Origin of the sequence: Sphingorhabdus sp. YGSMI21 (assembly GCF_002776575.1) — a bacterium.
GTDB lineage: Bacteria > Pseudomonadota > Alphaproteobacteria > Sphingomonadales > Sphingomonadaceae > Parasphingorhabdus.
In genome coordinates this window covers 3,104,532-3,127,940 of sequence record NZ_CP022548.1, presented here as the reverse complement: position 1 = coordinate 3,127,940, position 23,409 = coordinate 3,104,532, and the positions used below count along the sequence as shown (strand labels likewise).

The following is a 23,409-nucleotide window of genomic DNA, read 5'->3' as shown; positions in this document are numbered from 1 at the left end:
CAAGAGAGACGCCTATGTCAGAACCTTTCTATATTACCACCGCCATAAGCTATCCCAACGGGCGACCGCATATCGGTCATGCCTATGAAGCGATAGCTGCCGATGCCATTGCACGTTTTCACCGGCTGAGCGGACGCGATGTCCGGTTGATAACAGGTACCGACGAGCACGGTCTGAAAATGGTCCAGACGGCGCGGGATGCCGGTGTCGAAACCATCAAGCTCGCTGATGAAATGTCGTCTTACTTCATAGAGATGTGCGCAAAGCTCAATATCAATCATGACGGGTTCCGGAGAACCAGCGAGCCCGCGCACCACGAGGCGAGCAAAGCATTGTGGAAGGCGATGGAAGCCAATGGGGATCTGTATCTTGATCGTTATGAAGGCTGGTACTCGGTGCGTGACGAAGCTTTTTATGCGGAAGACGAGCTCGAGACAGGTGAGGGGGGTGAGAAACTCTCTCCCCAGGGGACACCCGTTCAATGGACCGCGGAAGAAACCTGGTTCTTCAAATTGTCCAGTTATCAGGACAAATTGCTCAAGCTTTACGCAGAACATCCTGAATTCATTCAGCCGGAAAGCCGCCGGAACGAGGTCATGCGCTTTGTCGAAGGCGGATTGCGCGATCTAAGCGTGTCTCGAACCAGCTTTGACTGGGGGGTTCCGGTGCCTGGATCACCGGGTCATGTCATGTATGTGTGGGTTGATGCTCTAACCACCTATATGACCGGTGTGGGCTATCCCGATACCGAAGGTATGTTCGCGAAATATTGGCCCGCAGATCTTCATCTTATCGGCAAGGACATTGTCCGCTTTCATGCGGTCTACTGGCCGGCTTTCCTGATGAGCGCCGGTCTGCCCTTGCCCAAACAGATTTTCGGCCACGGCTTTCTGCTCAACCGCGGCGAAAAAATGTCGAAGTCGGTGGGCAATGTCGTTGATCCCATGGAATTGGCGGAACGATTCGGAGTCGATCAACTCCGCTATTTTCTGCTCTCCGACGTCGTATTCGGCAAGGACGGGACCTATTCCGCAGATGTAATCGTGACCAAGACCAATGCCGATCTTGCCAATAATTTCGGTAACCTGGCGCAGCGAAGCCTATCAATGATTGCCAAAAATTGTGACGGGAAAATACCGCCTCGTGGCGAGCCAACCGCGGCGGAGCAGGAATTGCTCAGCCAGCTGGAGAGCTGTTTTGCGGATGTGAGGTCAGCGATGACCTGTGGTCTGTTCAAGATCGATCAGGCGCTTGATATCATTCGCGAGCGGCTTAGCGCCACCAACAGCTATTTTGCCGACCAAGCTCCGTGGGCTTTGCGCAAAACGGATCCGGCGCGCGCCGACAGCGTACTCTATCATACGGCAGAAGCCATTCGGCAACTCGCCATCATGCTACGCTGGGCGATGCCGGAAAGCTGCGACCGGATGCTAGATTTGCTGGCCCAATCGGCGGACAGCCGCGATTTTGAACATCTTGGCCGGCCGATAGAGCAGGGGCTTGCATTGCCAAAGCCGGAAGGGATATTTCCCCGTCTGGAATTGTCGAGTGACGAGGCAGGGGGCTGAGATGCTTGTCGATAGCCACTGCCATCTGAATTACAAAGGTCTGGTCGAGGAGCAGGGCGCCGCGCTCGACCGCGCACGGCAGAGTGGTGTGACGGCGATGCTCAATATTTCGACGCGTGAACGCGAATGGCGAGACATTGTCGCAACGGCTGAGCGAGAAAAGGACGTCTGGGCCAGTATCGGAATTCATCCGCACGAGGCCGATGCCCATCCCGATATCGATCTCGCAAAACTGGTGGAAGAAGCCGCCCATCCGCGGGTTATCGCGATAGGGGAGACAGGGCTCGATTATTATTATGACCACAGCGACCGGGATCGGCAGAAACAAAGCTTTCGCACGCATATTCATGCAGCGCGCGAAACCGGGTTGCCGATCATCGTCCACACCCGCGACGCGGAAGAGGATACGGCGGCAATCATGGCCGAAGAAATGGAGCAGGGCGCCTATACCGGCGTAATCCATTGTTTCACCGCAAGCGAGGATTTCGCCCAAAAGGCATTGGCTCTGGGTCTTTACATCTCGATCTCCGGCATCGTGACTTTCAAAAATGCCAAGGATCTTAAGGAAACGGCGGCAAGTTTGCCGGCAGACAGGCTGCTGGTCGAAACTGACGCACCGTTTCTGGCTCCGGTGCCGCACCGCGGGAAGACGGGCGAACCCGCTTTTGTCGCAGACACAGCGCGCTATCTGGCCGAACTGCGCGGCGAGGATTATGACGATCTGTGCGAAACAACCGGTCGGAATTTCTACAGGCTCTTCACCAAGGCGCGGCCCTGAATGTGGCCTTGAAACTGACGATATTGGGATGCGGGACTTCGGCGGGTGTGCCCCGTATCGGCAATGACTGGGGTGATTGCGACCCGAATGAACCGAAGAACCGCAGAAGCCGTGTCTCGATCCTGGTGGAAAGTCCCGCAACCCGAATTCTGGTTGATACATCGCCGGATCTGCGCAATCAGTTTCTCGATAACGATATCGACCGGATTGACGCCGTAATCTGGACGCATGATCATGCTGACCATTGCCATGGCATTGACGATCTCAGGGCCGTTTTCCAGCAGAGGCGTCAGCCGATTCCCGCTTATGCCCGACCGTTCGCGCTTGCGAGCCTGCAAAATCGCTTTGCCTATGCTTTTGAAGGCCACAAATATTACCCGTCGATTTGCGAGGCCATGACAATGGATGGAGACCTCGAGATCGGCGATATATCGGTCCGCCTTGTTGATCAGCCGCATGGGGGCATAACATCGGCCGGGCTGCGCTTCGAATATCAAGGCAAGTCGATTGTCTACGCGACCGATTTCGGCGAGGTAACCGAGGATATGAGAGCGCTTTACCGGGGATGTGATCTGCTGGTCGTCGACGCGCTGCGGGACGAGCCGCATCCGACTCATGCTCATCTCGACATGACACTGGACCTGATCGATGATGTCCGGCCCGAGTTGAGCCTGTTAACGCATATGGACAAGTCGATGGATTATCACCATCTTGTCTCCATATTACCCGATCATGTCCGGCCCGCCTATGATGGTTATGTGAAAGAAATCTGAAACCTTGACCGAAGATCAGAATATCAATCTAATATTCGCCATTGGCGCTCTGGTGCTGGTGGCAAGCGCCTTGTTTTCCAGACGGATTGGCTTGGGCGAAATCGTGCGGACGGCATTGGCCTGGGTGGCGATTTTCGCGCTGTTCATCATAGGTTTCTCCTACAAGCAGGAGATATTGGCGGTGTGGAGCCGGGTTTCCGGCGAATTGACAGGATCGCATGAACAGCTCGTGGTCGGCGAAACATTGCGCATCCGGCAGTCTGCCGACGGGCATTTCTGGGTCGATGCAAAGGTTAACGCGGAGCCGGTACGGTTCTTGATCGACAGCGGAGCGACGACAACGGCGATGAATTTGCGAACCGCGGAAGCCGCCGGCGTCGATGTCAGCAGCAGTCCGTTTCCGGTCATATTGAGCACCGCCAATGGGTCGGTCGAGGCCGAGCGCGGGACGATCCAGTCGTTGCAGGTCGGGCCGCTGGTCGCACATGATCTGCCGGTGGTAGTGGCAGAGGAATTTGGTGATGCGAATGTGATCGGGATGAATTTCCTGTCAAAGTTGGGAAGTTGGCGCGTAGCGGGGGGTGAAATGGTCTTGGAACCAGCCCTGCCGGACGGTCAATAATTTAACATAATATATATTATCAACCTTAATGACGGGTTAGAACGGAAGCGCTTTTGATCGATCCCCTGCTAGAAATCATGCGGCGTTTGCGCGATCCGGACAATGGGTGCGACTGGGACAAGGTGCAGACCTTCCGGACCATCGCGCCTTATACGATCGAGGAAGCCTATGAAGTGGCCGACGCGATAAATCGTGAAGATATGTTGGCACTCAAGGACGAACTGGGCGATCTCCTTCTCCAGGTCGTGTTTCACAGCCAGATTGCTGCCGATTCCGGTTTATTTGACTTTGGCGATGTGGTGGCGTCAATCTGCGAGAAGATGACCCGGCGTCATCCGCATATTTTCGGCGCGGCCGATGGCAGCCCGGGCTGGGAAGAGATCAAGGCCGAGGAACGGGCGCAGAGCGGGCAGTCGAGCGCGCTGGACGGTGTCGCGCTTGCCCTGCCCGCCCTGTTGCGCGCGCAGAAAATCCAGAAGCGGGCGGCCCGGGTCGGCTTTGACTGGCCCGACAAGGCGCCGGTCAGGGACAAGTTGCTCGAGGAACTGGAGGAAGTCGCGGCCGCCACCAGCGATGCGGAGGTTCACGAGGAGATCGGCGATCTGCTCTTTTCCGCGGTCAATCTGGCCCGTCACTACAAAGTCGACGCAGAGCGGGCCCTGGTCGACGCTACGGATAAATTTACAAAGAGATTCAATCAGATAGAATTAAATGTTGCGGGAAGCCTGCAAGATATGTCGATCGATGAACTGGAGGTCGAATGGCAGAAGGCCAAGGCCAGCGCCAGCGAGACATGACTGGCTATTCCAGAGCGTGATAGCGGCCCCAGTTACGCGGTGACATTTCCACGGTGACGACCAGTGAATTTCCATCCTGTTCACTGCTCATTACCCGGCCATTTTCATGCAACCACGCCATTTTCTTGCCGTCGGCTGCGGCAATGGTAATTTTTTCCGACTTATACCCTTCAGACAGTGTCCTGGAGATCAGGTTCACCAGATCGTCAACCCCGGCGCCGGTTTCGGCGGAAATCGTGCAGACATTTTCGGGCAATGGTGACGAAATGCGGTCATATTGCGGATCGTCGGGCGCGATCTTGTCGATCTTGTTCCATGCCTCAATGACAGGCGGCCCCTCGCCAGCTTCCTCCGACACCCCGAGATCAGCGAGAATCTGCCGCACATCCCTCGCCTGCGCATCGCTTGCCTCATGGGAAATATCGCGCACATGGACGACGATATCGGCGGCGGTCACTTCTTCTAGCGTCGCCCGGAAGGCAGCGACCAGCTGGGTTGGCAGATCGGACACAAAACCCACCGTATCCGACAATATGGCCTTGTCATAGCCGGGCAGCGGAAATTCCCGCATCGTCGGGTCCAGCGTGGCAAATAGCAGGTCTTCGGCAAAGACTTCCGCGCCGGACAGGCGGTTGAACAGGGTCGACTTGCCGGCATTGGTATAGCCGACCAGCGCGATGACCGGCCAGGGCGCGCGCTGCCGCCGTTCGCGGTGCAAGGCGCGGGTCTTGCGCAAATGCGCGAGATCCTTGCGCAACTTGGCCATGCGGTCGCGGATCATCCGGCGATCGGATTCGATCTGGGTTTCGCCCGGACCGCCGAGAAAACCGAAACCGCCGCGTTGCCGTTCCAGGTGGGTCCAGCTGCGGACCAGACGGCCCGCCTGATAGTCGAGATGGGCAAGTTCGACCTGCAGACGGCCCTCCGCTGTCGCGGCCCTTGCACCAAAAATCTCGAGAATGAGGCCGGTCCGGTCGATAACCTTGACCTCCAGCTTCTCTTCGAGGTTGCGCTGCTGGATCGCGCTGAGGCTGCCGTCGACGATCAGGATCGAAGCGTCCTGCTCCTTCATCATTTTTTTGATCTGGTCCACCTGCCCCGATCCGAACAGGGTCGCGGGCTTGGGATTGCGCACCGAAAAATAATGGGACGCGGTCGCGACCAGTCCGATCGCCAGAGCGAGGCCGACGGCTTCTTCAAGGCGATGCTCGAGCGCGGACTGGCTAAGCGACACCATGTCGGGATGTACGACGAGCGCCCGGCGGCTCTTGCTGTCGAGACTTTCCTTCTCAAATGGTATCAATGCGCACCATCGTCGGCATTGTTATAATCCGCCAGATTCAGCGGACCGCCCGGCTGCACGGTGGATATTGCATGTTTGTAAACCAGTTGCGACAGCCCTTCCCTCTCAAGCAGGATGCAGAACAGGTCATGCGCAGCGACTTCGCCCTGCAGCATCACACCATTGACCAGGAACATCGTGACCGGATCATTGCTGTCCCGAACGGCGGTCAGAAAGACTTCCTGCAAAACCCCGGGCCGCGACCGTGCATTATCCATCAGGTCGGAAAAGGGCTGCGTGTCGAGCGCTTCGGACGGCATGATCGTCGAAATGGCGTGCTTGTACACCAGCTGGGATTGCCCGTCGCGGCGCAAAAGAACGGAAAAATTGTCGAACCAGGTAACGATACCCTGCAGTTTGACGCCCTTGACCAGAAACATGGTGACAGAAGTTTTGGATTTTCGGAGGGAATTCAGGAACAAATCCTGCAAATTGTTTGATTTATCGGTCATATTTGACTCCAATTATTGGCCAGCTTTGCGATGGCATATTATTATTTCTCTGACATTATCCGCTCTTCTTGAGGAGCCTTTTCTATCATATATGGTATTCGACCGGTCACGACAACCGCCAAACCCGCAATCTCACTCGGCGTCGCTTTTCTTGCGCGATGCCAGGCCCAATATTTTCAGCTTCCTGTGCAGCGCCGACCGCTCCATGCCGATGAAATTGGCGGTCTTGGAGATATTTCCCGAAAAACGCCGGATCTGCACTTTCAGATATTCCCGTTCGAAACTTTCCCGCGCTTCCCGCAAAGGCGAACCCATCAGTGACGCGACGCCCTGGTCGAGATCGTCATCATTGCCGAGAACTTCCGGTGGCAACATTTCGACCTCGATTCTGGCGAAATTGTCCTTGGGCGCCAGAATGATCGTCCGCTCTACCACATTGCGCAGCTGCCGGACGTTGCCTGGCCAGTCGCACGCCTGCAGTGCCGCCATGGCTTCATCGGAAATCTCCGGCGGTTGCAGACGCTGTTCGGCGGCAAAACGGGCGGCATAATGGTCGACCAGAACCGGTATGTCCTCGCGCCGCTGGTTGAGCGGCGGCAGGACGACCGGCACCACGTTGAGCCGGTAGAACAGATCCTCGCGGAATCGCTTCTCGCGAATCTCGACTTCCAGATCGCGCGAGGTTGCCGAAACGACCCTGACATCGACATTCACCTTTTGCGAACCGCCAAGCCGGTTGAAGCTCTGTTCGGTCAAAACGCGCAATATCTTGCCCTGGGTATCAAGCGGCATATCGGCGACTTCGTCGATGAACAGGGTTCCGCCATGGGCTTCTTCCATCAGGCCGGTTTTTTCGATCTTGCCGTTGCGTTCCGTGCCGAACAGTTCCTCCTCCACGCTCTCCGGCGACAACCGGGCGGCGCTGATGGTGACAAAGGCGGCATTGGAGCGTGAACTCCAGTTGTGCATCAACCGCGCGGCGACTTCCTTGCCGACTCCTGCCGGACCGGAAATCAGCAGGCGGCTGCCGGTGCCGGCGACGCGTTTCAACGTAGCACGCACATTGTTCACGGCAGCAGAATTACCGGTGAGCTCGTCAGCAAAGCCGACTCGCGCCTTTAGAATCTCGTTTTCCCGGCGCAGCCGCTCGGTTTCCGTCGCTCTCGAGACCAGATGCAGCAGATGTTCGGCTTCGAAGGGCTTTTCGATAAAATCGACCGCGCCCTGCGATATGGCGGCGACCGCCGTATCGATATTGCCATGGCCGGAAATCACGATAATCGGCATTTTGGCGTCGAGCTGCTTCATCTCGGTCAGCAGTTCCAGACCGTCCAGACGCGATCCTCTCAGCCAGACGTCGAGCAGCACCAGCGAAGGGCGGCGCTCGTTGACTGCGGCCAGCGCCGCGTCGCTGTCGGCGGCCACCCGGGTGGTATAGCCCTCGTCTTCCAGAACACCGGATATAAGATCACGGATATCGGGTTCGTCGTCGACAACCAGAATATCTAACGCCATGTTGGACCTCTATTGCTCATTGTTCACTATCTTCAGATGCCGGCCCATCTCGGTCCGGGATTTCTGCCGTCCCGTGCGACAATCGCGCCAGTTGCGACGGGCTAAGCCGGATCGTTACGCGCGTGCCGCCATCGGGTGCGTCGCTGAATTTCATTTCGCCGAAATGTTCCTCGATGATCTTCTTGACGATCGCGAGACCCAGTCCGGTGCCGCTGGCCCGGGTCGTCATATAGGGCTCGACAATCCGGTCGCGCTCGATCGGCAGACCGACGCCGTTGTCGGTCAGCTCGATAACGACGAGCTGGTTCTCGTTGCGGATCGCCAGTGCTATTTCACCATCGGAAACCTGGAAATCGGCGCTGGATTCGGCTTTCTGCTCAATTGCTTCTGCAGCATTTTTGATGATATTGGTGAAGGCCTGCCCCAGTTGTCGGCGGTCGCAAACCAGCGACACCGGCTGCTCATCAGAGATGAAATTGAATGTGATGGCCGGCCATGCGACATCCTGCATGAACAGCGCCTGTTTCAGGACATCATCGAGATTTTCCTTGCGGAAAACCGGCTTGGGCATCCGCGCGAAAGAGGAAAATTCGTCGACGATATTTCGCAGGTCGCCGACCTGCCGGATGATCGTATTGGTGAGATTTTCAAACACGGTGACATCTTCGGTCATCCGCGAGCCGAATCTGCGCTGCAGCCTTTCGGCAGCCAGCTGGATCGGGGTCAGCGGATTCTTGATTTCGTGCGCGATCCGCCGGGCGACATCGGACCAGGCCGCGCGCCGCTGGTCGAGCAGTTGCTGGGTGATATCCTCGAAGGTGATGACATGTCCGGTGGGCCCGCCGACGATCTTGACCGCCAAAGTCCGCATGTCCGAATCGGAAGCAAATTCGATGATGCTGTTTTCAACGCCGTCCCTGACCAGTTCGGCAAATTGCGGGGCTGCCTTGCCGATATCGGCATCGAGCAGATCGTCGATCGGTTTGGACAGCAGCGACTGGGCTTGCGAATTGACCAGCCGGATTTCGCCTTTTTCGTCCAGGCTGATGATGCCGGCGGTGACCGATTCCAGAACCGCTTCGATGAAGGCGCGGCGGCTGCCCAGTTGCTCGTTCGCCGTGATCAGCGCGGTCGTCTGGGTTTCCAGCCGCTCGGTCATCCGGTTGAACGCCCGTCCCAGCGTGCCGATCTCGTCATTTTCAAAGGTCGTGGGAACCCGCGTGGCCAGATCGCCTTCGGTAACCCGCTTGGCCGCGTGAACCAGATCGCTGACCGGTTTGACCATCCGGTCGGCGACCGCCAGTGCGATCCACAACACCAGCCCGACGATCAGCAGCGAAATCACGAAGAGGGCGATGTTGAACTGCAGCTGCAGGCTGCGTGAGCGTGAAAACAGGTCCTCATAATCGGCGAGGACCGATTGCGCCCTCTCCCACTGGCTGAGCGCCAGCATGTCGGAGTCCCGCGCGGCGTAGAGAAATATACGCGATTTCAGGTCGAGCGCGGTAACCGCCTCAATCTTGTCCGGCCGTGCCGTCACGACATAGCTCTGTCCCTCCTGCAACTGTTTCAGCACGGCATCGGTGATCTTCGGTTGCTGATCGCCGTCATCGGGATCCACCGCCGCTGCCGTGCGCGCAACGCCATCTGTCCCATATTCGATGATCGCCGATTCATTGAGCTTGCGCGACAGCACCTGAAAGACATAGCCCTCGGCAAATTCCGGGCTTTCCAGATTGGCCTGTTGCAAATAGTTGCGCAAATCATTGGCCATGGTGATCGTTTCTTCACCGACCTCGCGCTGGTTTTGCTCATAATAGCCGCGCGCCAGATCATTGGCATTTTCCAGCATGCCGCGGGCGCGGTCGGAAAACCAGAATTCCACGCCATATTGGAACAATAGCGACGCAAAGATCACCACCAGTACCATCGGGATGCTTGCCACCAGCGAGAACAGGGCGACCAGCCGGACGTGCAGGCGCCCCTTGCTGCCGATCGAGGACTGCGCTGCCCTGCCCTTGGCGATCCGGCGCCCGAACAGGACCAGCAAGGTCATCGCCGGGATCAGGTTTGCAACCAGCAGCGCCGCGGTCAGCGGCGGCGAGATGAAGTCGGTCTGGTCGGATTGTGTGCGCAGCAAGAAATAGGTGGCCAGCATGATCGCGCCGAACAGCAGCGCCACGATCCATTCCACCCGCCGCATGACCGCCTCTTTTTCGGCCATCAGGGAAAGACGCCGCAGCCAGTTGGGGACACGCTGTTCCGTCAGGGGGGTGGACACTGTCATTGTGCTTTCAATACAACAGTTTCGTTGCAGAAAAAGCACTAATATTGTAAAAATATCACGGTTGGGCGAAGCAATCCGTCACTTCATCGCGGCCCGTCATTTCGACTCGGACGGGTCGATCTGATATTCATTGAGCTTCTTGCGCAGCGTGTTGCGGTTGATCCCGAGGATTTTTGCGGCCTTGATCTGGTTGCCGTGGGCGTGGTGCATCATCTCGGTCAGCAGCGGCTTCTCGAACTTCTCCAGGGCCTGGGCGTAGAGATTTTCCCTTTCCGGCGCGGCCATCAGGTCGAGCACAATCGACTTGATATGGGCCTCGAATTCCATATTCGCCGATTCCACCCGGTCCTCGCTGCGTTCGGCGGCGAGTATCTGCCGGATGGCGTCCTCGGACAGCGTGTCCTCCCGGCCGGTCACGACCAGCCGGTAGATGACATTTTTCAGCTCCCGGACATTACCGCGCCAATAATGGTGGCAGAGCAGGTTCATGCCCTCCTGCGAGATCTGCTTGTGCGGCAGGCCTTCGGTGACCGCGAGTTTGAGGAAATGCTTGGTCAGGGCGGGAATATCGCTGGCCCGCTCGCGGAGCGGTGGCAGTTCGATCGGCACCACATTGATCCGGTAGTAGAGATCCTCGCGGAATTTCCCTTCCTCGATCAGCTCGAGAAAATCGTGGTTGGTCGCGGCGATGATGCGGACGTCGAGCTTGACCAGCCCCTTGCCACCGACACGGTTGATCTCGCCCGATTGCAGCGCGCGCAGCAGACGGGTCTGGGCATGCATCGGCATGTCGCCGATCTCGTCGAGGAACAGCGTGCCGCCTTGTGCCTGTTCGAACTTGCCCGAGGCATTGGCAACCGCACCGGTGAAGGCGCCCTTTTCGTGGCCAAACAGCTCCGCCTCGATCAGTTCCGATGGAATCGCCGCCATGTTGACCGCGATGAACGGACCGGATTTGCGGTGGCCGAGGCTGTGGATCGCTTCGGCGACCAGTTCCTTGCCGGTACCCGATTCGCCCAGCACCAGCACCGACAGATCGTTTTTCAGCAGCCGGGCGATCATCCGGTAGACCTCCTGCATCGCCGGGCTGCGGCCGACCAGCGGCAGGCTTTCCTCGTCCATCGACGGTTCGATCGGCTGGATATTCTTCGGTTTCAGCGCCTGGCCGACGACTTCTACCAGCTCGTCGAGATCGAACGGCTTGGGCAGATATTCAAAGGCCCCGGTCTCCGACGCGCGGACCGCGGTGTTGAGCGTGTTCTGGGCCGAAATGATGATGATCGGGATGTCCGGATGGGTCGCCTTGACGCTGTCGAGCGAGGATATGCCGTCGCCCTCCCCCTCGCCCAGCCCGACGTCGGTGAGCAGCAGATCGTAATGGCTGCTCGACATCAGCGCGTCGCGCTCGGCGATCGACTTGCAATTCTCCACTTCATAGCCCTCGGCGCGCAGGGCGGTGATGATGACATGGCTGACCGACAGATCGTCTTCCACCAATATGATTTTTTCTTTGGCCATGATTTGTCCTGACGTCAGTTTTTCGGAGCAACGGGAAGAAACAGGGTGAAGCGGCTCATCTCGTCCTGATTTCCGCGGTCGTAGCGAATGCGCCCGTTCATATCCCGCATCAGCTTTTTCACCAGCGCGAGACCCAGCCCCTGCCCTTCCTTCTTGGTCGAGACGAAGGGCGAGAAAATCTCCCGCTCCAGTTCGGCGGGAACGCCCGGCCCATTGTCGCAGACCATGATCTGGATCGGCAGGCGGACCGCCGCCGTTTGCCCCTGCGCTGACAGCGAAGCGCCGAAACTGTAACGGGTAATGATGCGGATCTGCGGGTCTGGCAGATGTTTGGTCGCGTCGACAGCATTGGCCAGCACATTGGTCAGCACCTGCATCATCGCGTCCGGGTCGATCAAGGCATCCGGCAACGAGGGATCGAACTTGTCGTGGATCTTCACTGCCTGGCCGGTTGCCGCCTCGATCGATCGCCGCGCCCGATCGATCAGCGTGTGGATATTGACCGCCTTGGTCTGGGCTGGCTGATTGGAGGACAGGGTCTGCATCCGGTTGAGCAGATTGACCACTCGTTCCACTTCCGCTGTGATCATCTGGGTCAGCGGTTTCTGGCTTTCGTTCAGTTGCCGGTCGAGCAATTGCGCCGCGCCCTTGATCGCCGCCAGCGGGTTCTTGATCTCGTGGCTGAGAATGTCCGGCGCGCGGATGGCAAGATCGGACGGGTCATTATTCTCGTTTTCCAGAATCGGTCCATCTTGCGGCATCGGCGACAGGGAAATCAGACGCCATTCGGAATCCGAGGCCAGCGGATGAATGTCGAAATCGACGATGCCCAGCTTGCGATCGTCGCCGGAAATCATCACCCCGCGCGCGGTCAGGCTGATGTCCCGTTCGGTCAGCGCCCCGTCCAGTCTGGGGTCGGAGAAGTGCAGGACCTGTCCGATCCTCCGTCCGACCAGATGCTTGGCGCTGGTGCCGAACAGGGCTTCCCCCGCGGGATTGACCCTGATGACCATATGGTCGGAGTCGACAACCAGCAAAGCGTGACTGAGCCCGGCCAGAATTTGTTCAGCCGGAGGCGTGCCGTCCATCAAGCAGCCGCTTTGTTCAGCCAGGGCGAATAAAATTCTTCCAGCATTTCGAGCACGATATAGGGGTCGCCTTCGCTGTTCGCGCGGTTGCGGAATTCTGCCGAGCCGGTCAGGCCCTTGGTGTACCAGCCGATATGTTTGCGTGCCACCTTGACGCCGACATCGTCGCCGTAGAGCTTCAGCATATCGCGATAATGTTCGTCGAGAATGGCATATTGCGTCGCGATGTCGGGATCGGGCAGCCGTTCCCCCGTCTTGAACCAGTGCATGAACTGGCCAAGCAGCCACGGCTTTCCATAAGCGCCACGACCGATCATCACACCATCCGCGCCGCTCAGTTCGAGCGCTTTCTCCCCGTCTTCGAGAGAGCAGATGTCACCATTGACGATCACCGGCAGGGAAACCGCCTGCTTGACCTTGCTGACAAATTCCCAGTCGGCGCTGTCGCGGTACATCTGGCAGCGGGTCCGCCCGTGCACGACGATCATCTTGGCTCCCAGGTCCTCGGCTATATGCGCCAGTTCCGGCGCATTGAGGCTTTGATGGTCCCAGCCCATCCGCATCTTGACGGTCACCGGTACGTCGACCGCCTCAACCGTCGCCTTGATCAGAGACGCAGCAAGCGGAAGGTCCCGCATCAGGGCCGATCCGGCATCGCCGTTGACAACCTTCTTCACCGGGCACCCCATATTGATATCGATGATCTGCGCGCCGCGATCCGCGTTAAGCCTGGCTGCGTCAGCCATGACCGCGGGATCGCATCCGGCGAGCTGCATCGACACCGGTTCCTCGGTCGCGTCCCAGGCGCATTTCTGCAACGACTGGCGCGTTTCCCGGATCATCGCCTGGCTGGCGATCATTTCCGTGACATTGAGCCCGGAACCAAATCGCCGGACCAGCTTGCGGAACGGCAAATCGGTGACACCGGTCATTGGCGCCAGAATGACCGGGCTCTCGATTTTCAAGTCGCCGATGAAGATGGGATCAAGTTTCATATCTACTGCCTAAAATTTAAGCAGCCTCTATCGCCAAATCAATTTTGAGGCAAGAATTGCTTCATCCCCTTTCTCGGCGTAGATCGCGATTCATGGTTGCAGCCCCCGATCCTTCCCAGCAGACCCACGCGCTGATTGTAGCCGCCGGTGTCGGCGCGCGGGCAGGACTGGGCATCCCGAAACAGTACGAGATTATTGGCGGCAAGCCGATGGTCCGGCACAGCGTCGAGCGGCTTTCGGCCCATCCCGACATTGACCGGATCTGGATCGTGGTCGCGGCGGGACAGGAAGAACTGTTAAATCAGACTCTTGCCCCCCTTTCCTCTTACAAGATCGTGATCGGCGGCGCTACCCGGCAGCAATCGGTCTACAAAGGGTTGAGGGCTATTTTGCAGGCCGGCGGCGCCAGAAATATTCTGGTTCACGATGCCGCGCGCCCCTTTCTCCCCGATAGCGTGATTGACCGTCTTCTGGACAGGCTGGAAACGGCGTCGGCTGCCATTCCGGTCTTGCCCTGCGTTGATACGATGGTGCAATTGACCGGCGACCGGATCGACCGGATCGACCGGCTCGACCGGACGGTCGACAGGAACAGCCTGTGGCGGGTGCAGACGCCGCAGGCCTTCGACTTCGGGAAGCTCGTTGCGGCCCATGAAAATTTTGCGGCAGACCGGGATGCCAGCGACGATGCGCAGATATTCCAGGCCGCCGGGCACGCGGTATCGACGGTCGAGGGTGTCGAAGCGCTCAAGAAATATACGTTGCCCGGAGATTTTGCCGCAGAAGGAACAGAAGATATGCGCCAGACACGTACCGGGATGGGCTATGACGTGCACCGGTTGGCCCCCGGCGAGGATTTATGGCTGGGCGGTGTCAAAATCGATCACGACAAAGGCCTTGCCGGGCATAGCGATGCCGATGTCCTGCTGCACGCGTTGACCGATGCCTTGCTCGGAACGATCGCAGCGGGCGATATAGGCGACCATTTCCCGCCTTCGGACCCGCAATGGCGCGGCGCGGCTTCTTCGCGGTTCGTCGAACATGCGGTATCACTGATTGCCGAAAATGGCGGCTCGATCCAGAATGTCGATATGACGATCATCTGCGAGGCGCCGAAAATAAAGCCGCACCGGGATGCCATAAGGGAGAATATTGCAACGCTGCTCAATCTTGGCCAGGATAGGGTCAGCGTCAAAGCGACGACCACCGAGGGCCTGGGCTTTGCCGGGCGCAAGGAAGGTATAGCGGCGCAAGCCATCGCCACAATCATATTGGAAGGATAGAAAAATGAAAAAGCTTGCTTGCTGCGTCACCTTGCTCAGCGCGCTCAACATCGGCGCCGCCCAGGCGGCCGAAACACGGGCCTGCGTTTCGCCCGAACAGGCCAATGCGATATTCACCTATATCCTGCCGGTAGTATTTGAGGCGGCGGGTACGAAATGCAGCCCCTATCTCGATCAGGACGTGGCCCTGATGCAGCATAAATCGAATTCCTACGAGAAATATACCACCGCGTCGGAGCAGGCCTGGCCAACGGCCAAGCACGGTATCAAGATCATGTTCGGCGAAAAAATGCCGGAAAGCATGGATGTCGAAGCCATGCGCCCGTTCCTGGACGGCCTTGTGACCGCCATGGTCAGCGATGGAATCAAGCCCAAAAGCTGCGCGACGATCAGCGAGGCTTACACATTGCTGGAACCCCTGCCGCCGTCGAATGTTGGTGGATTGATCGGGCTGTTCATGAAACTCGGTTCGCAAGGCGACAAGAAACCACCGATAAACATTTGTGAAACGGCGGAGAAATAGGCTAACCGCACACCCATGCAAAATCTTCTTCCCCCCGAACTGGCCGCGCTGGCTGCCAAGGTGATCGAACAGAACCGCAAGATCGGCCGGCGGATTACCGTCGCCGAAAGCTGTACTGGCGGTCTGGTCGCCGCCGCGTTGACCGAAGTGGCTGGCAGCAGCGACGTGTTCGATTGCGGCTTCATCACCTATTCCAATGACGCCAAGCAGTCGATGGTGGGCGTCAGCGGTGATCTGCTCGAGACCTTTGGTGCGGTGTCCATCGCGGTCGCCTGGGAAATGGCGCAGGGGGCGCTCGAGCGCTCGGGCTGCGATGTCGCAGTGGCGATCACCGGAGTCGCAGGACCCGGCGGCGGGACCGAGAAAAAGCCGGTTGGTACGGTGGTTTTTGCCAAGGCCGAAAAAGGCAAGAGCGTCGATGATGTGGTCGCCGACCGCAAGAATTTCGGCGACGACAAGAGCCGTGCCGATATCCGCTTTCAGGCCGTGCTGGTTGCGCTGGAACTGCTGCTGCCCGAAGACAGCGAGTAGCTGCTGCCGTAAATTTCGCCAGCGCGGTCGACAAAGGCGCTGGTCATTTTGTGCAGCGCCTTGGCGAACATCTGCCCGGCCAGTTTCTCGAACATCCGGTTCTTGAAGGTGAATTCGACGTAGAAGTCGACATGGCAGCCACCGCCGTCGCGCGACCGGAAGCGCCATTCATTGTGCAACTGCTTCAGCGGGCCGTCGAGATAGTCGACATCGATCGACTGGTTGTGCGCCTTGATCACCCGCGACGAAAATTGCTCGCGCAGGCCCTTGAATCCAACGAGGACATCGGCGAGCATTTCGGTTTCACTGTCGGCCCGGATCCGCGTGCCAACCACCCAGGGCAGAAATTCCTGATAGCGTCCGACATCGGCGACCAGCGCGTACATTTGGGCCGCGCTGTAAGGCAGGTCGCGGGTTTCCCTATGGACGGGCATTCAGATCACCGGAACGCGCCAGCTTTTCCTCGCGCGCCTGGCGCATCTTCGCAAAATCCTCGCCGGCGTGATAGCTGGAACGGGTCAGCGGGCTGGATGCGACCAGCAGGAAGCCCTTGGCGCGGGCGACCGAGGCATAAGCGTCAAAGGCCTGCGGCTTGACGAATTCGCTGACTTTCACATGTTTGGTCGTCGGCTGCAGATATTGGCCCATCGTCAGGAAATCGATATCGGCGCTGCGCATATCGTCCATCACCTGATGCACTTCCAGCCGCTGTTCGCTGAGACCAAGCATGATGCCGGACTTGGTGAAGATCGACGGATCGAGCCGCTTGACCTGCTCCAGCAGACGCAGCGAGGCATAATAGCGCGCTCCGGGGCGGATGGTCGGATAGAGGCGGGGGACAGTCTCCAGATTGTGATTATAGACGTCGGGACGGGCGGCGACGATGGCCTCGACCGCCGCTTCGGTCTTGTTGCGGAAGTCCGGCGTCAATATCTCGATCGTGGTTTTCGGTGTCGTCCGGCGCAAGGCCTCGATCACTTTCACGAACTGGCTGGCGCCGCCATCGGGCAGATCATCGCGATCGACCGAGGTGATCACAATATGCTCCAGCCCCAGCTTGGCGGCGGCATCGGCGGTGTGCTGCGGCTCCAGCGGGTCCACCGGCATCGGCATGCCGGTCTTGACGTTGCAGAAAGCACAGGCCCTTGTGCAAACGTCGCCGAGTATCATCACCGTAGCGTGCTTCTTGGTCCAGCATTCGCCGATATTCGGGCAGGCTGCCTCTTCACAAACCGTGTTAAGTTTATGCTCGCGCATCAGCGCGCGGGTCTTCTCGAATTCCGCGCCCATCGGGGCCTTGACGCGAATCCAGTCGGGCTTGCGCATGCGTTCGGGGCGAGGCTCCGGCGGAGTGATCTTGGTGATTTCGTTCATTTCTATCAGATAGGGAAAGAAAACCGCTCTTGCCACCCCCAAAACCGGTGATATGGATTGAAACATGACAAAATTTTCAGACCTTCTCGATGGCTATCGCCGTTTCCGTTCCGACCAGTGGCAGACCCAGCGGCAACGCTGGGACGAGCTCAAGGAGGGCCAGAGCCCGAAGGTCATGATCATCGCCTGCAGCGACAGCCGCGTCGACCCGACGCAGATTTTCGATACCAACCCGGGCGAGACCTTCATCGTCCGCAACGTGGCCGCTCTCGTGCCGCCATTCGAGACCACACCGGGCCAGCATGGCGTCTCGGCCGCGCTGGAATTTGCCGTCCAGTTTCTCAAGGTCGAGGAAGTGGTCGTCATGGGCCATGGCAGCTGCGGCGGTTGCGCTGCTGCGCTGTCGGAGCAGATGAAGGACATGCCGCACGGCAAGGGCGGCTTTATCGCCGACTGGATCACCCTGCTCGACGACGCCCGGTCCAAGGTCGCGCACGAGCACGGAGATCTCGGCAGCAGCGCCGCCCAGCTGGCGATGGAACATGAAGGCGTCAGAACCAGCCTCGCCAATTTGCGGACCTTCCCCTGCATCCAGGAGAAGGAAGCGGACGGCTCGATTCGCCTGATCGGCGCCTGGTTCGCGATTGCCGAGGGAAAAATGCATGTCCTCGATCAGGAAAGCGACCAATTTGCGGTCGTGGACTGAACGGAACTTGTGAACCCGGTAATTTCAGTGACTTGATTCGCTGTCTTGAGAATGTAACGAATCTTGTCCTGTGGTTTCGCGCCTATTGTGCCGGCGAACTTTACAAACTTTACACTGTTATAGAAAAATTACCTGTTCCCGGAATCAGGCCGAGCTTAAGCGCATGCGCCGGCGGTGTTCGCCGCGCAATCGATATGCTGTCTGTCAAAGAGCCACGCCTGATATAATCGATCCACCCCGCTGTAGGACAGCGTTTTTCCTCTTGAACGCCCTCCCCCCGCGGTCCATCAAAGCGTCATGAACCAACATAATGACAATATCGCCCTGCTGATCGATTCCGACAATGCCAGCCACAATGGCCTCGATCCCGTACTGACCGCGCTGGCCGAGCTGGGCACGGTGAATATCCGCCGTGCCTACGGCAACTGGCGCAAGCAGTCGCTCAAGGGCTGGGTCGACATTTTGCACAAATATGGCGTCGAGCCGCAGCAGCAGTTCGACATGACGAAGGGCAAGAATGCCACGGACATGAAGATGACGATCGACGCGATGGACCTGCTGTTCCGCGGTAATGTTACCGGTTTCGGGATCATGAGCAGCGACAGCGACTTCATGCCGCTGGCGATGCGCATCCGGCAGGAAGGCCTGCCCGTCTACGGTTTCGGCAGCGCCAAGACGCCGGAAGCCTTCAAACAGGCCTGCAGCCGCTTTATCGACGTCGATGCGCTGATCAAGGCGGACAAGCGGCACCGCGTTGGCGGCAGCAAAAGTGACGTCAAGACGTCAGCCAAGTCCGATGGCGCCGCTGGATCTGGCGAAAGCAGCGGCGGCAAGGTGGATGATGAACTGCTCAACCTGCTGATCGACGCCTATCAGGCGACCAAACGCGACGCCGAGGGCTATGCCAGCCTGAGCGAGGTCGGCAAGATTGCCGGCAACCGGTCGAGTTTCGATGTGCGCAACTATGGCTTCTCCCGGCTGTCGGAAATGTTCGAAGAGGTTCCGAACTTCCAGACCAAACGCGATGAAAACGGGCAGTTATTTGTGAAACGGCTGCGGTGAGTACTCCTTCTCCCGTGAGGGAGAAGGATACAGAGCCTTATGACCCCGGATTTGATCCGGGGGAATTAGGCGGCGTTGGATGAGGGTGTTCTGTACTCTGAAGTGCAAAACACCCTCATCCAGCTTCGCCTAGGCAGCAAGCTGCCAAGTCTGCACATCCTTCTCCCTCACGGGAGAAGGTACGCCATAACGGCCCCGGCCCGACGAAGCGGCTTCGCCAAAAGCCAGGTGGTGACTTGCGCGTCAAAATCGTTATGACCGTCGGATGCAAACCGGAGCCCTTATCTCACTCGCCCTTTATTTCATCGGCATGCTGGCCATCGGCTATTATGCCTGGCGCAAGTCCACCGACAGCAGCGAAGGCTATTTGCTCGGGGGCCGTAACCTCCATCCCGCTGTGGCCGCCCTGTCCGCCGGAGCCTCCGACATGTCGGGCTGGCTGCTGCTCGGCCTGCCCGGGGCGCTTTATGCCGCCGGACTGGTCGAGGTGTGGATCGGCATCGGCCTGTTTCTGGGCGCGCTGGTCAACTGGATCGTCGTCGCGCCGCGCCTGCGCGAGCAGACCGAGCGCATGGGCAACGCCCTCACCATCCCCGAATTTCTCGCCAACCGCTTTCCCGACAAGGCGCTGGCGCTCAGGGTGACCTCGGCAATCATCATCGTCCTGTTCTTCGCCGTCTATACCGCAGCCGGCCTGGTCGGCGGCGGCAAATTGTTCGAGACCAGCTTCGCCGGGCTGTTCGGCGATACGGGCATGAGCGACTATATGACCGGAATCTGGCTCACCGCCGGTGTGGTGCTCGCCTATACGATGGTTGGTGGCTTTCTCGCCGTCAGCCTGACCGACTTCGTCCAGGGCTGTATCATGGTGGTGGCGCTGGTGCTGATGCCGATTGTGGTAATGACCGACGATGGCGGGATCAGCGCGATCAGCAGCCAGCTCGACGCGATCGACCCGAATTTCCTCAGCCTGACCGCCGGCCTGTCCTTCATCGGATTTCTTTCCGCCGTGACCTGGGGGCTTGGTTATTTCGGCCAGCCGCATATCATCGTGCGCTTCATGGCAATCCGCTCGGTCGCGGACGTGCCCAAGGCGCGCAATATCGGCATGAGCTGGATGGGCGTCGCATTGCTCGGCGCGATCGGCGTCGGCATCACCGGCCGCGCCTATGTCGAGATGAACGGGCTGGCGCTCAAGGATCCCGAAACCATCTTCATCCTGCTGGCCAATACATTGTTCCACCCGCTGATCACCGGCTTCCTGCTCGCCGCTTTGCTCGCCGCGATCATGAGCACGATCAGCTCGCAACTGCTGGTCTCCTCCAGCTCGCTGACCGAGGATTTCTACCGCCTGTTCCTGCGCAAGAATGCCAGCGAGCGGGAAACCGTCAATGTCGGGCGGCTGTTTGTAGCACTGGTGGCCTTGGTCGCGATCTATATCGCCCGCGATCCGGACAGCAAGGTGCTGGGACTGGTGTCAAACGCCTGGGCCGGATTCGGCGCAGCGTTCGGACCGCTGATCCTGCTGTCGCTGACCTGGAAGCGGATGACCGGTGCTGGCGCAGTGTCTGGACTGGTCGTCGGTGCCGGCGTGGTGATCCTGTGGATTGCCATGGGCTGGAACAAGGAATTCATGGGTGGTCCCGGTGTTTACGAGATTATTCCCGGCTTTGTTGCGGCGCTGGTGGCGATCGTCGGGGTTAGCCTGGCGGGGAAGCCAACCGCCACCATTTGATACTGCCGGTCATTTTTCAGAGAAATTATTGCGCCCCCCTTCTCCCGTGAGGGAGAAGGATGCGAAGACTTGCGAACTTGTTCGCTAGTCGCAGCTGGATGAGGGTGTTCTATCTTGAGAGCAGAACACCCTCATCCAACGCCGCCTAATCGCTAAAGGGATAAGGCTCTGTATCCTTCTCCCTCGCGGGAGAAGGTGAAGGAGGGAGCATTGGGAGAAAAACGACTAACCAGAAGAGCACGCTCGCTGCGCCGTGATATGACCGACGCTGAAAGCAAGCTCTGGTCGCGCCTCCGCAACCGGCAATTGGACAATGTCAAATTCGTAAGGCAATTTCCGATTGGTCCCTATGTCACCGACTTTGCCGCGAGGAGTATCAGGCTCGCAATCGAACTCGATGGTGGCCAGCACAGCGAAGGCAAGGATGCAGAGCGCACCAAGATCATCGAAGCCCACGGCTATCGCGTCATCCGCTTCTGGAACAATGATGTGATGGAGAATGTAGAAGGGGTACTCGAAGCAATCGTCCACGAGATGCATATCGCTAGAGGCGAATAATCCCCTCTCCCTAAAGGGAGAGGGTTGCGAAGACTTGCGAACTTGTTCGTTAGTCGCAGCTGGGTGAGGGTTTACTGCGGGCAGAGTTGCTCACGAAACAACCGTCAGAACACCCTCATCCAACTCCGGCTAATTCGCTGTGCTCATAAGCCTGCATATCCTTCTCCCTCACGGGAGAAGGAGCTCATCAACGAGTCAATTTCTTATACGCCACCCGTGTTGGCCGATCCGCTGCGTCACCCAAACGACGCCGCTTATCCTCTTCATAGGCCTCAAAGTTTCCTTCAAACCATTCGACATGGCTGTCGCCTTCAAACGCCAGGATATGCGTGGCAAGCCGATCGAGAAAGAAGCGGTCATGCGAAATGACCACGGCGCAGCCGGCGAAGGTCTCGAGCGCGTCTTCGAGCGCGCGCAGGGTTTCGACGTCGAGATCGTTGGTCGGCTCATCGAGCAGCAGCACGTTGCCGCCCTCTTTGAGCATCTTGGCGAGATGGACGCGGTTGCGTTCACCGCCGGACAGCTGGCCAACCTTCTTCTGCTGGTCGACGCCTTTGAAGTTGAACGCGCCGACATAGGCGCGGGTCTGGACTTCATTCTTGCCAAAGGTGAAATAATCATGGCCGCCGGAAATTTCTTCCCAGATATTCTTCGATGCGTCCAGTTCGTCCCGGCTTTGGTCGACATAGCCCAACTTTACCGTCTCACCGAGTTCGAGCGTTCCGCTGTCGGGTGTTTCCTGGCCGGTGATGATCCGGAAGAGCGTTGTCTTACCCGCGCCGTTCGCCCCGATAATGCCGACGATACCACCCGGAGGCAGCGAGAATTCGAGATTCTCGAATAGCAGCTTGTCGCCATAGGCCTTGGTCAGGCCCTTGGCTTCGATCACCTTGGAGCCGAGACGCTCGGGTGTCTGGATCAGAATCTGCGCCTTGCCGACGACGCGGTTTTCCTGCGAGGCAACCAGATCGTCAAAGGATTTGATACGCGCCTTGGACTTGGTCTGCCGTGCCTTGGGGCTCTGCCGCATCCATTGCAGTTCGTTTTCGATCGCCTTCTGGCGGCTCTTGTCCTCGCGCTCTTCCTGCGCCATCCGCTTGGCCTTGGCGTCGAGCCAGTTGGAATAATTGCCTTCGAACGGAATGCCCTTGCCGCGGTCGATTTCGAGCACCCAGTTCACGACATTGTCGAGGAAATAGCGGTCATGGGTGACGAGAATGACGTTGCCGGGATAGTCGATCAAATGCTTTTCGAGCCAGGCGACGCTTTCGGCATCGAGATGGTTGGTCGGTTCGTCGAGCATCAGGATTTCCGGCTTGTCGAGCAGCAGGCGGCAAAGCGCCACGCGGCGCTTCTCGCCACCGGAGAGATCGGTCACGGGACTGTCGCCGGGCGGGCAGCGCAACGCTTCCATCGCGATTTCGAGCTGGTTGTCGAGCGTCCAGCCGTCAACCGCGTCGATTTTTTCCTGCAAAGTGCCCATTTCCTCCATCAGTGCGTCAAAATCCGCATCTTCCGGCGGGTCGCCCATGATCGTGGAAATTTCGTTGAAGCGGGCGACCAGATCGGCGACTTCGCGGACGCCGTCCATGACATTTTCCTTGACCGTCTTGGTCTCGTCGAGGTGCGGCTCCTGTGCCAGATAGCCGACGCGAATGCCCTCGCCTGCCCAGGCCTCGCCCTGAAATTCCTCGTCCTGACCGGCCATGATCTTCATCAGGGTCGACTTACCGGCGCCGTTCTTACCGATGATGGCGATTTTCGTGCCCGGCAGGAATTGCAGGTGGATATTGTCAAGCACCGGCTTGGGAGCACCGGGGAAAGTCTTGGTCAGACCTTTCATGACATAGCTATATTGGACGGCCATTATAAATTCTCTCTTATTCAAATGTCGCTAGCCCC

Annotated in this window: 22 protein-coding genes; 12 read left to right on the top strand and 10 right to left on the bottom strand. The window is 58.5% G+C overall.

All coding sequences use genetic code 11. The annotated features are described in order from the left end of the window. Positions 1-14 precede the first annotated feature (14 nt). The 5 genes from metG to mazG are packed head-to-tail and all read left to right on the top strand — an operon-like array spanning position 15 to position 4,538. The gene (metG, locus tag CHN51_RS15035; RefSeq protein ID WP_100094748.1) at positions 15-1,568 is read left to right on the top strand and encodes a methionine--tRNA ligase; all 1,554 of its coding nucleotides are present in this window, start codon (positions 15-17) and stop codon (positions 1,566-1,568) included. 1 nt (position 1,569) lies between these two features. Then, positions 1,570-2,346 (top strand): TatD family hydrolase, encoded by a 777-nt coding sequence (locus CHN51_RS15030; RefSeq protein ID WP_100094747.1) that lies wholly within the window; start codon positions 1,570-1,572, stop codon positions 2,344-2,346. 2 nt (positions 2,347-2,348) lie between these two features. Then, on the top strand, positions 2,349-3,119 hold the full coding sequence (locus CHN51_RS15025; protein WP_100094746.1) for an MBL fold metallo-hydrolase: 771 nt from the start codon (positions 2,349-2,351) through the stop codon (positions 3,117-3,119). Between the two features lie 4 nt (positions 3,120-3,123). Next, complete coding sequence (locus CHN51_RS15020) at positions 3,124-3,741, top strand: TIGR02281 family clan AA aspartic protease (RefSeq protein WP_100094745.1); 618 nt, start codon at positions 3,124-3,126, stop codon at positions 3,739-3,741. 53 nt (positions 3,742-3,794) lie between these two features. After that, the gene (gene mazG, locus CHN51_RS15015; RefSeq protein ID WP_100094744.1) at positions 3,795-4,538 is read left to right on the top strand and encodes a nucleoside triphosphate pyrophosphohydrolase; all 744 of its coding nucleotides are present in this window, start codon (positions 3,795-3,797) and stop codon (positions 4,536-4,538) included. Positions 4,539-4,542: 4 nt separating this feature from the next. Here mazG and hflX read toward each other — a convergent pair whose 3' ends face one another. The 7 genes from hflX to dusB form a co-directional block, all read right to left on the bottom strand. Next, complete coding sequence (hflX, locus tag CHN51_RS15010) at positions 4,543-5,841, bottom strand: GTPase HflX (protein WP_100094743.1); 1,299 nt, start codon at positions 5,839-5,841, stop codon at positions 4,543-4,545. Then, complete coding sequence (hfq, locus tag CHN51_RS15005; protein ID WP_100094742.1) at positions 5,838-6,332, bottom strand: RNA chaperone Hfq; 495 nt, start codon at positions 6,330-6,332, stop codon at positions 5,838-5,840. The genes hflX and hfq overlap by 4 nt, the downstream gene beginning before the upstream one ends. Before the next feature lie 132 nt (positions 6,333-6,464). Further along, positions 6,465-7,847, bottom strand: a complete 1,383-nt coding sequence (locus tag CHN51_RS15000) for a sigma-54 dependent transcriptional regulator (protein WP_100094741.1) — start codon at positions 7,845-7,847, stop codon at positions 6,465-6,467. Positions 7,848-7,863: 16 nt separating this feature from the next. Further along, a complete protein-coding gene (locus CHN51_RS14995; RefSeq protein ID WP_240616753.1) occupies positions 7,864-10,134 on the bottom strand; it encodes an ATP-binding protein in 2,271 nt (756 codons plus the stop codon). A 96-nt stretch (positions 10,135-10,230) separates the two neighbouring features. After that, a complete protein-coding gene (ntrC, locus tag CHN51_RS14990) occupies positions 10,231-11,652 on the bottom strand; it encodes a nitrogen regulation protein NR(I) (protein WP_100094740.1) in 1,422 nt (473 codons plus the stop codon). A 14-nt stretch (positions 11,653-11,666) separates the two neighbouring features. Then, the gene (locus tag CHN51_RS14985; RefSeq protein ID WP_100094739.1) at positions 11,667-12,740 is read right to left on the bottom strand and encodes an ATP-binding protein; all 1,074 of its coding nucleotides are present in this window, start codon (positions 12,738-12,740) and stop codon (positions 11,667-11,669) included. Beyond that, positions 12,740-13,735 (bottom strand): tRNA dihydrouridine synthase DusB, encoded by a 996-nt coding sequence (gene dusB, locus CHN51_RS14980; RefSeq protein ID WP_100094738.1) that lies wholly within the window; start codon positions 13,733-13,735, stop codon positions 12,740-12,742. Before dusB ends, CHN51_RS14985 begins: the two co-directional genes overlap by 1 nt. Positions 13,736-13,827: 92 nt before the next feature. On the opposite strand from dusB, the gene CHN51_RS14975 reads away from it, so the two are divergent. Genes CHN51_RS14975 through CHN51_RS14965 form a run of 3 tightly spaced genes read left to right on the top strand, consistent with a single transcriptional unit; the run spans position 13,828 to position 16,072 of the window. Further along, positions 13,828-15,018 carry a bifunctional 2-C-methyl-D-erythritol 4-phosphate cytidylyltransferase/2-C-methyl-D-erythritol 2,4-cyclodiphosphate synthase gene (locus CHN51_RS14975; RefSeq protein WP_100094737.1) on the top strand — a complete coding sequence of 397 codons (1,191 nt, stop codon included), beginning with the start codon at positions 13,828-13,830 and terminating at the stop codon, positions 15,016-15,018. Positions 15,019-15,022: 4 nt separating this feature from the next. Further along, complete coding sequence (locus CHN51_RS14970; protein ID WP_100094736.1) at positions 15,023-15,541, top strand: hypothetical protein; 519 nt, start codon at positions 15,023-15,025, stop codon at positions 15,539-15,541. A gap of 15 nt (positions 15,542-15,556) precedes the next feature. After that, positions 15,557-16,072, top strand: a complete 516-nt coding sequence (locus CHN51_RS14965; RefSeq protein WP_100094735.1) for a CinA family protein — start codon at positions 15,557-15,559, stop codon at positions 16,070-16,072. Here the strand turns inward: CHN51_RS14965 and CHN51_RS14960 are convergent. Both CHN51_RS14960 and lipA read right to left on the bottom strand, forming a co-directional pair. After that, positions 16,021-16,506, bottom strand: a complete 486-nt coding sequence (locus CHN51_RS14960; RefSeq protein ID WP_100094734.1) for a type II toxin-antitoxin system RatA family toxin — start codon at positions 16,504-16,506, stop codon at positions 16,021-16,023. The genes CHN51_RS14965 and CHN51_RS14960 overlap by 52 nt on opposite strands. After that, entirely contained in the window at positions 16,493-17,446 is a 954-nt protein-coding gene (gene lipA, locus CHN51_RS14955; protein WP_100095677.1) for a lipoyl synthase, read from the bottom strand. The genes CHN51_RS14960 and lipA overlap by 14 nt, the downstream gene beginning before the upstream one ends. Positions 17,447-17,510: 64 nt before the next feature. Between lipA and CHN51_RS14950 the strand changes: the two genes are divergently transcribed. The 4 genes from CHN51_RS14950 to CHN51_RS14935 all read left to right on the top strand — a co-directional run bounded on the left by CHN51_RS14950 (position 17,511) and on the right by CHN51_RS14935 (position 21,507). Then, entirely contained in the window at positions 17,511-18,152 is a 642-nt protein-coding gene (locus CHN51_RS14950; protein ID WP_100094733.1) for a carbonic anhydrase, read from the top strand. 297 nt (positions 18,153-18,449) lie between these two features. Beyond that, on the top strand, positions 18,450-19,214 hold the full coding sequence (locus CHN51_RS14945; protein WP_100094732.1) for an NYN domain-containing protein: 765 nt from the start codon (positions 18,450-18,452) through the stop codon (positions 19,212-19,214). A gap of 265 nt (positions 19,215-19,479) precedes the next feature. Further along, entirely contained in the window at positions 19,480-20,949 is a 1,470-nt protein-coding gene (gene putP, locus CHN51_RS14940) for a sodium/proline symporter PutP (protein ID WP_100094731.1), read from the top strand. Positions 20,950-21,144: 195 nt separating this feature from the next. Then, positions 21,145-21,507, top strand: a complete 363-nt coding sequence (locus tag CHN51_RS14935; RefSeq protein ID WP_276308589.1) for a DUF559 domain-containing protein — start codon at positions 21,145-21,147, stop codon at positions 21,505-21,507. A gap of 187 nt (positions 21,508-21,694) precedes the next feature. Here the strand turns inward: CHN51_RS14935 and ettA are convergent, their stop codons facing one another. After that, positions 21,695-23,374: an energy-dependent translational throttle protein EttA gene (gene ettA, locus CHN51_RS14930; RefSeq protein WP_100094729.1), complete on the bottom strand. Its 1,680-nt coding sequence runs from the start codon at positions 23,372-23,374 to the stop codon at positions 21,695-21,697. Between the last annotated feature and the right edge of the window lie 35 nt (positions 23,375-23,409).

Bases quoted from the DNA above. Each gene is read 5' to 3' on its own strand.
- CHN51_RS14950 (WP_100094733.1), top strand. From the start codon at position 17,511: ATGACAAAATTTTCAGACCTTCTCGATGGCTATCGCCGTTTCCGTTCC.
- CHN51_RS14960 (WP_100094734.1), bottom strand. From the start codon at position 16,506: ATGCCCGTCCATAGGGAAACCCGCGACCTGCCTTACAGCGCGGCCCAA.
- ettA (WP_100094729.1), bottom strand. From the start codon at position 23,374: ATGGCCGTCCAATATAGCTATGTCATGAAAGGTCTGACCAAGACTTTC.
- CHN51_RS14995 (WP_240616753.1), bottom strand. From the start codon at position 10,134: ATGACAGTGTCCACCCCCCTGACGGAACAGCGTGTCCCCAACTGGCTG.
- CHN51_RS14975 (WP_100094737.1), top strand. From the start codon at position 13,828: ATGGTTGCAGCCCCCGATCCTTCCCAGCAGACCCACGCGCTGATTGTA.
- lipA (WP_100095677.1), bottom strand. From the start codon at position 17,446: ATGAACGAAATCACCAAGATCACTCCGCCGGAGCCTCGCCCCGAACGC.
- CHN51_RS15030 (WP_100094747.1), top strand. From the start codon at position 1,570: ATGCTTGTCGATAGCCACTGCCATCTGAATTACAAAGGTCTGGTCGAG.
- CHN51_RS15000 (WP_100094741.1), bottom strand. From the start codon at position 7,847: ATGGCGTTAGATATTCTGGTTGTCGACGACGAACCCGATATCCGTGAT.
- hfq (WP_100094742.1), bottom strand. From the start codon at position 6,332: ATGACCGATAAATCAAACAATTTGCAGGATTTGTTCCTGAATTCCCTC.
- CHN51_RS14970 (WP_100094736.1), top strand. From the start codon at position 15,023: ATGAAAAAGCTTGCTTGCTGCGTCACCTTGCTCAGCGCGCTCAACATC.
- ntrC (WP_100094740.1), bottom strand. From the start codon at position 11,652: ATGGCCAAAGAAAAAATCATATTGGTGGAAGACGATCTGTCGGTCAGC.
- CHN51_RS14985 (WP_100094739.1), bottom strand. From the start codon at position 12,740: ATGGACGGCACGCCTCCGGCTGAACAAATTCTGGCCGGGCTCAGTCAC.
- CHN51_RS14945 (WP_100094732.1), top strand. From the start codon at position 18,450: ATGAACCAACATAATGACAATATCGCCCTGCTGATCGATTCCGACAAT.
- metG (WP_100094748.1), top strand. From the start codon at position 15: ATGTCAGAACCTTTCTATATTACCACCGCCATAAGCTATCCCAACGGG.
- dusB (WP_100094738.1), bottom strand. From the start codon at position 13,735: ATGAAACTTGATCCCATCTTCATCGGCGACTTGAAAATCGAGAGCCCG.
- CHN51_RS14965 (WP_100094735.1), top strand. From the start codon at position 15,557: ATGCAAAATCTTCTTCCCCCCGAACTGGCCGCGCTGGCTGCCAAGGTG.
- putP (WP_100094731.1), top strand. From the start codon at position 19,480: ATGCAAACCGGAGCCCTTATCTCACTCGCCCTTTATTTCATCGGCATG.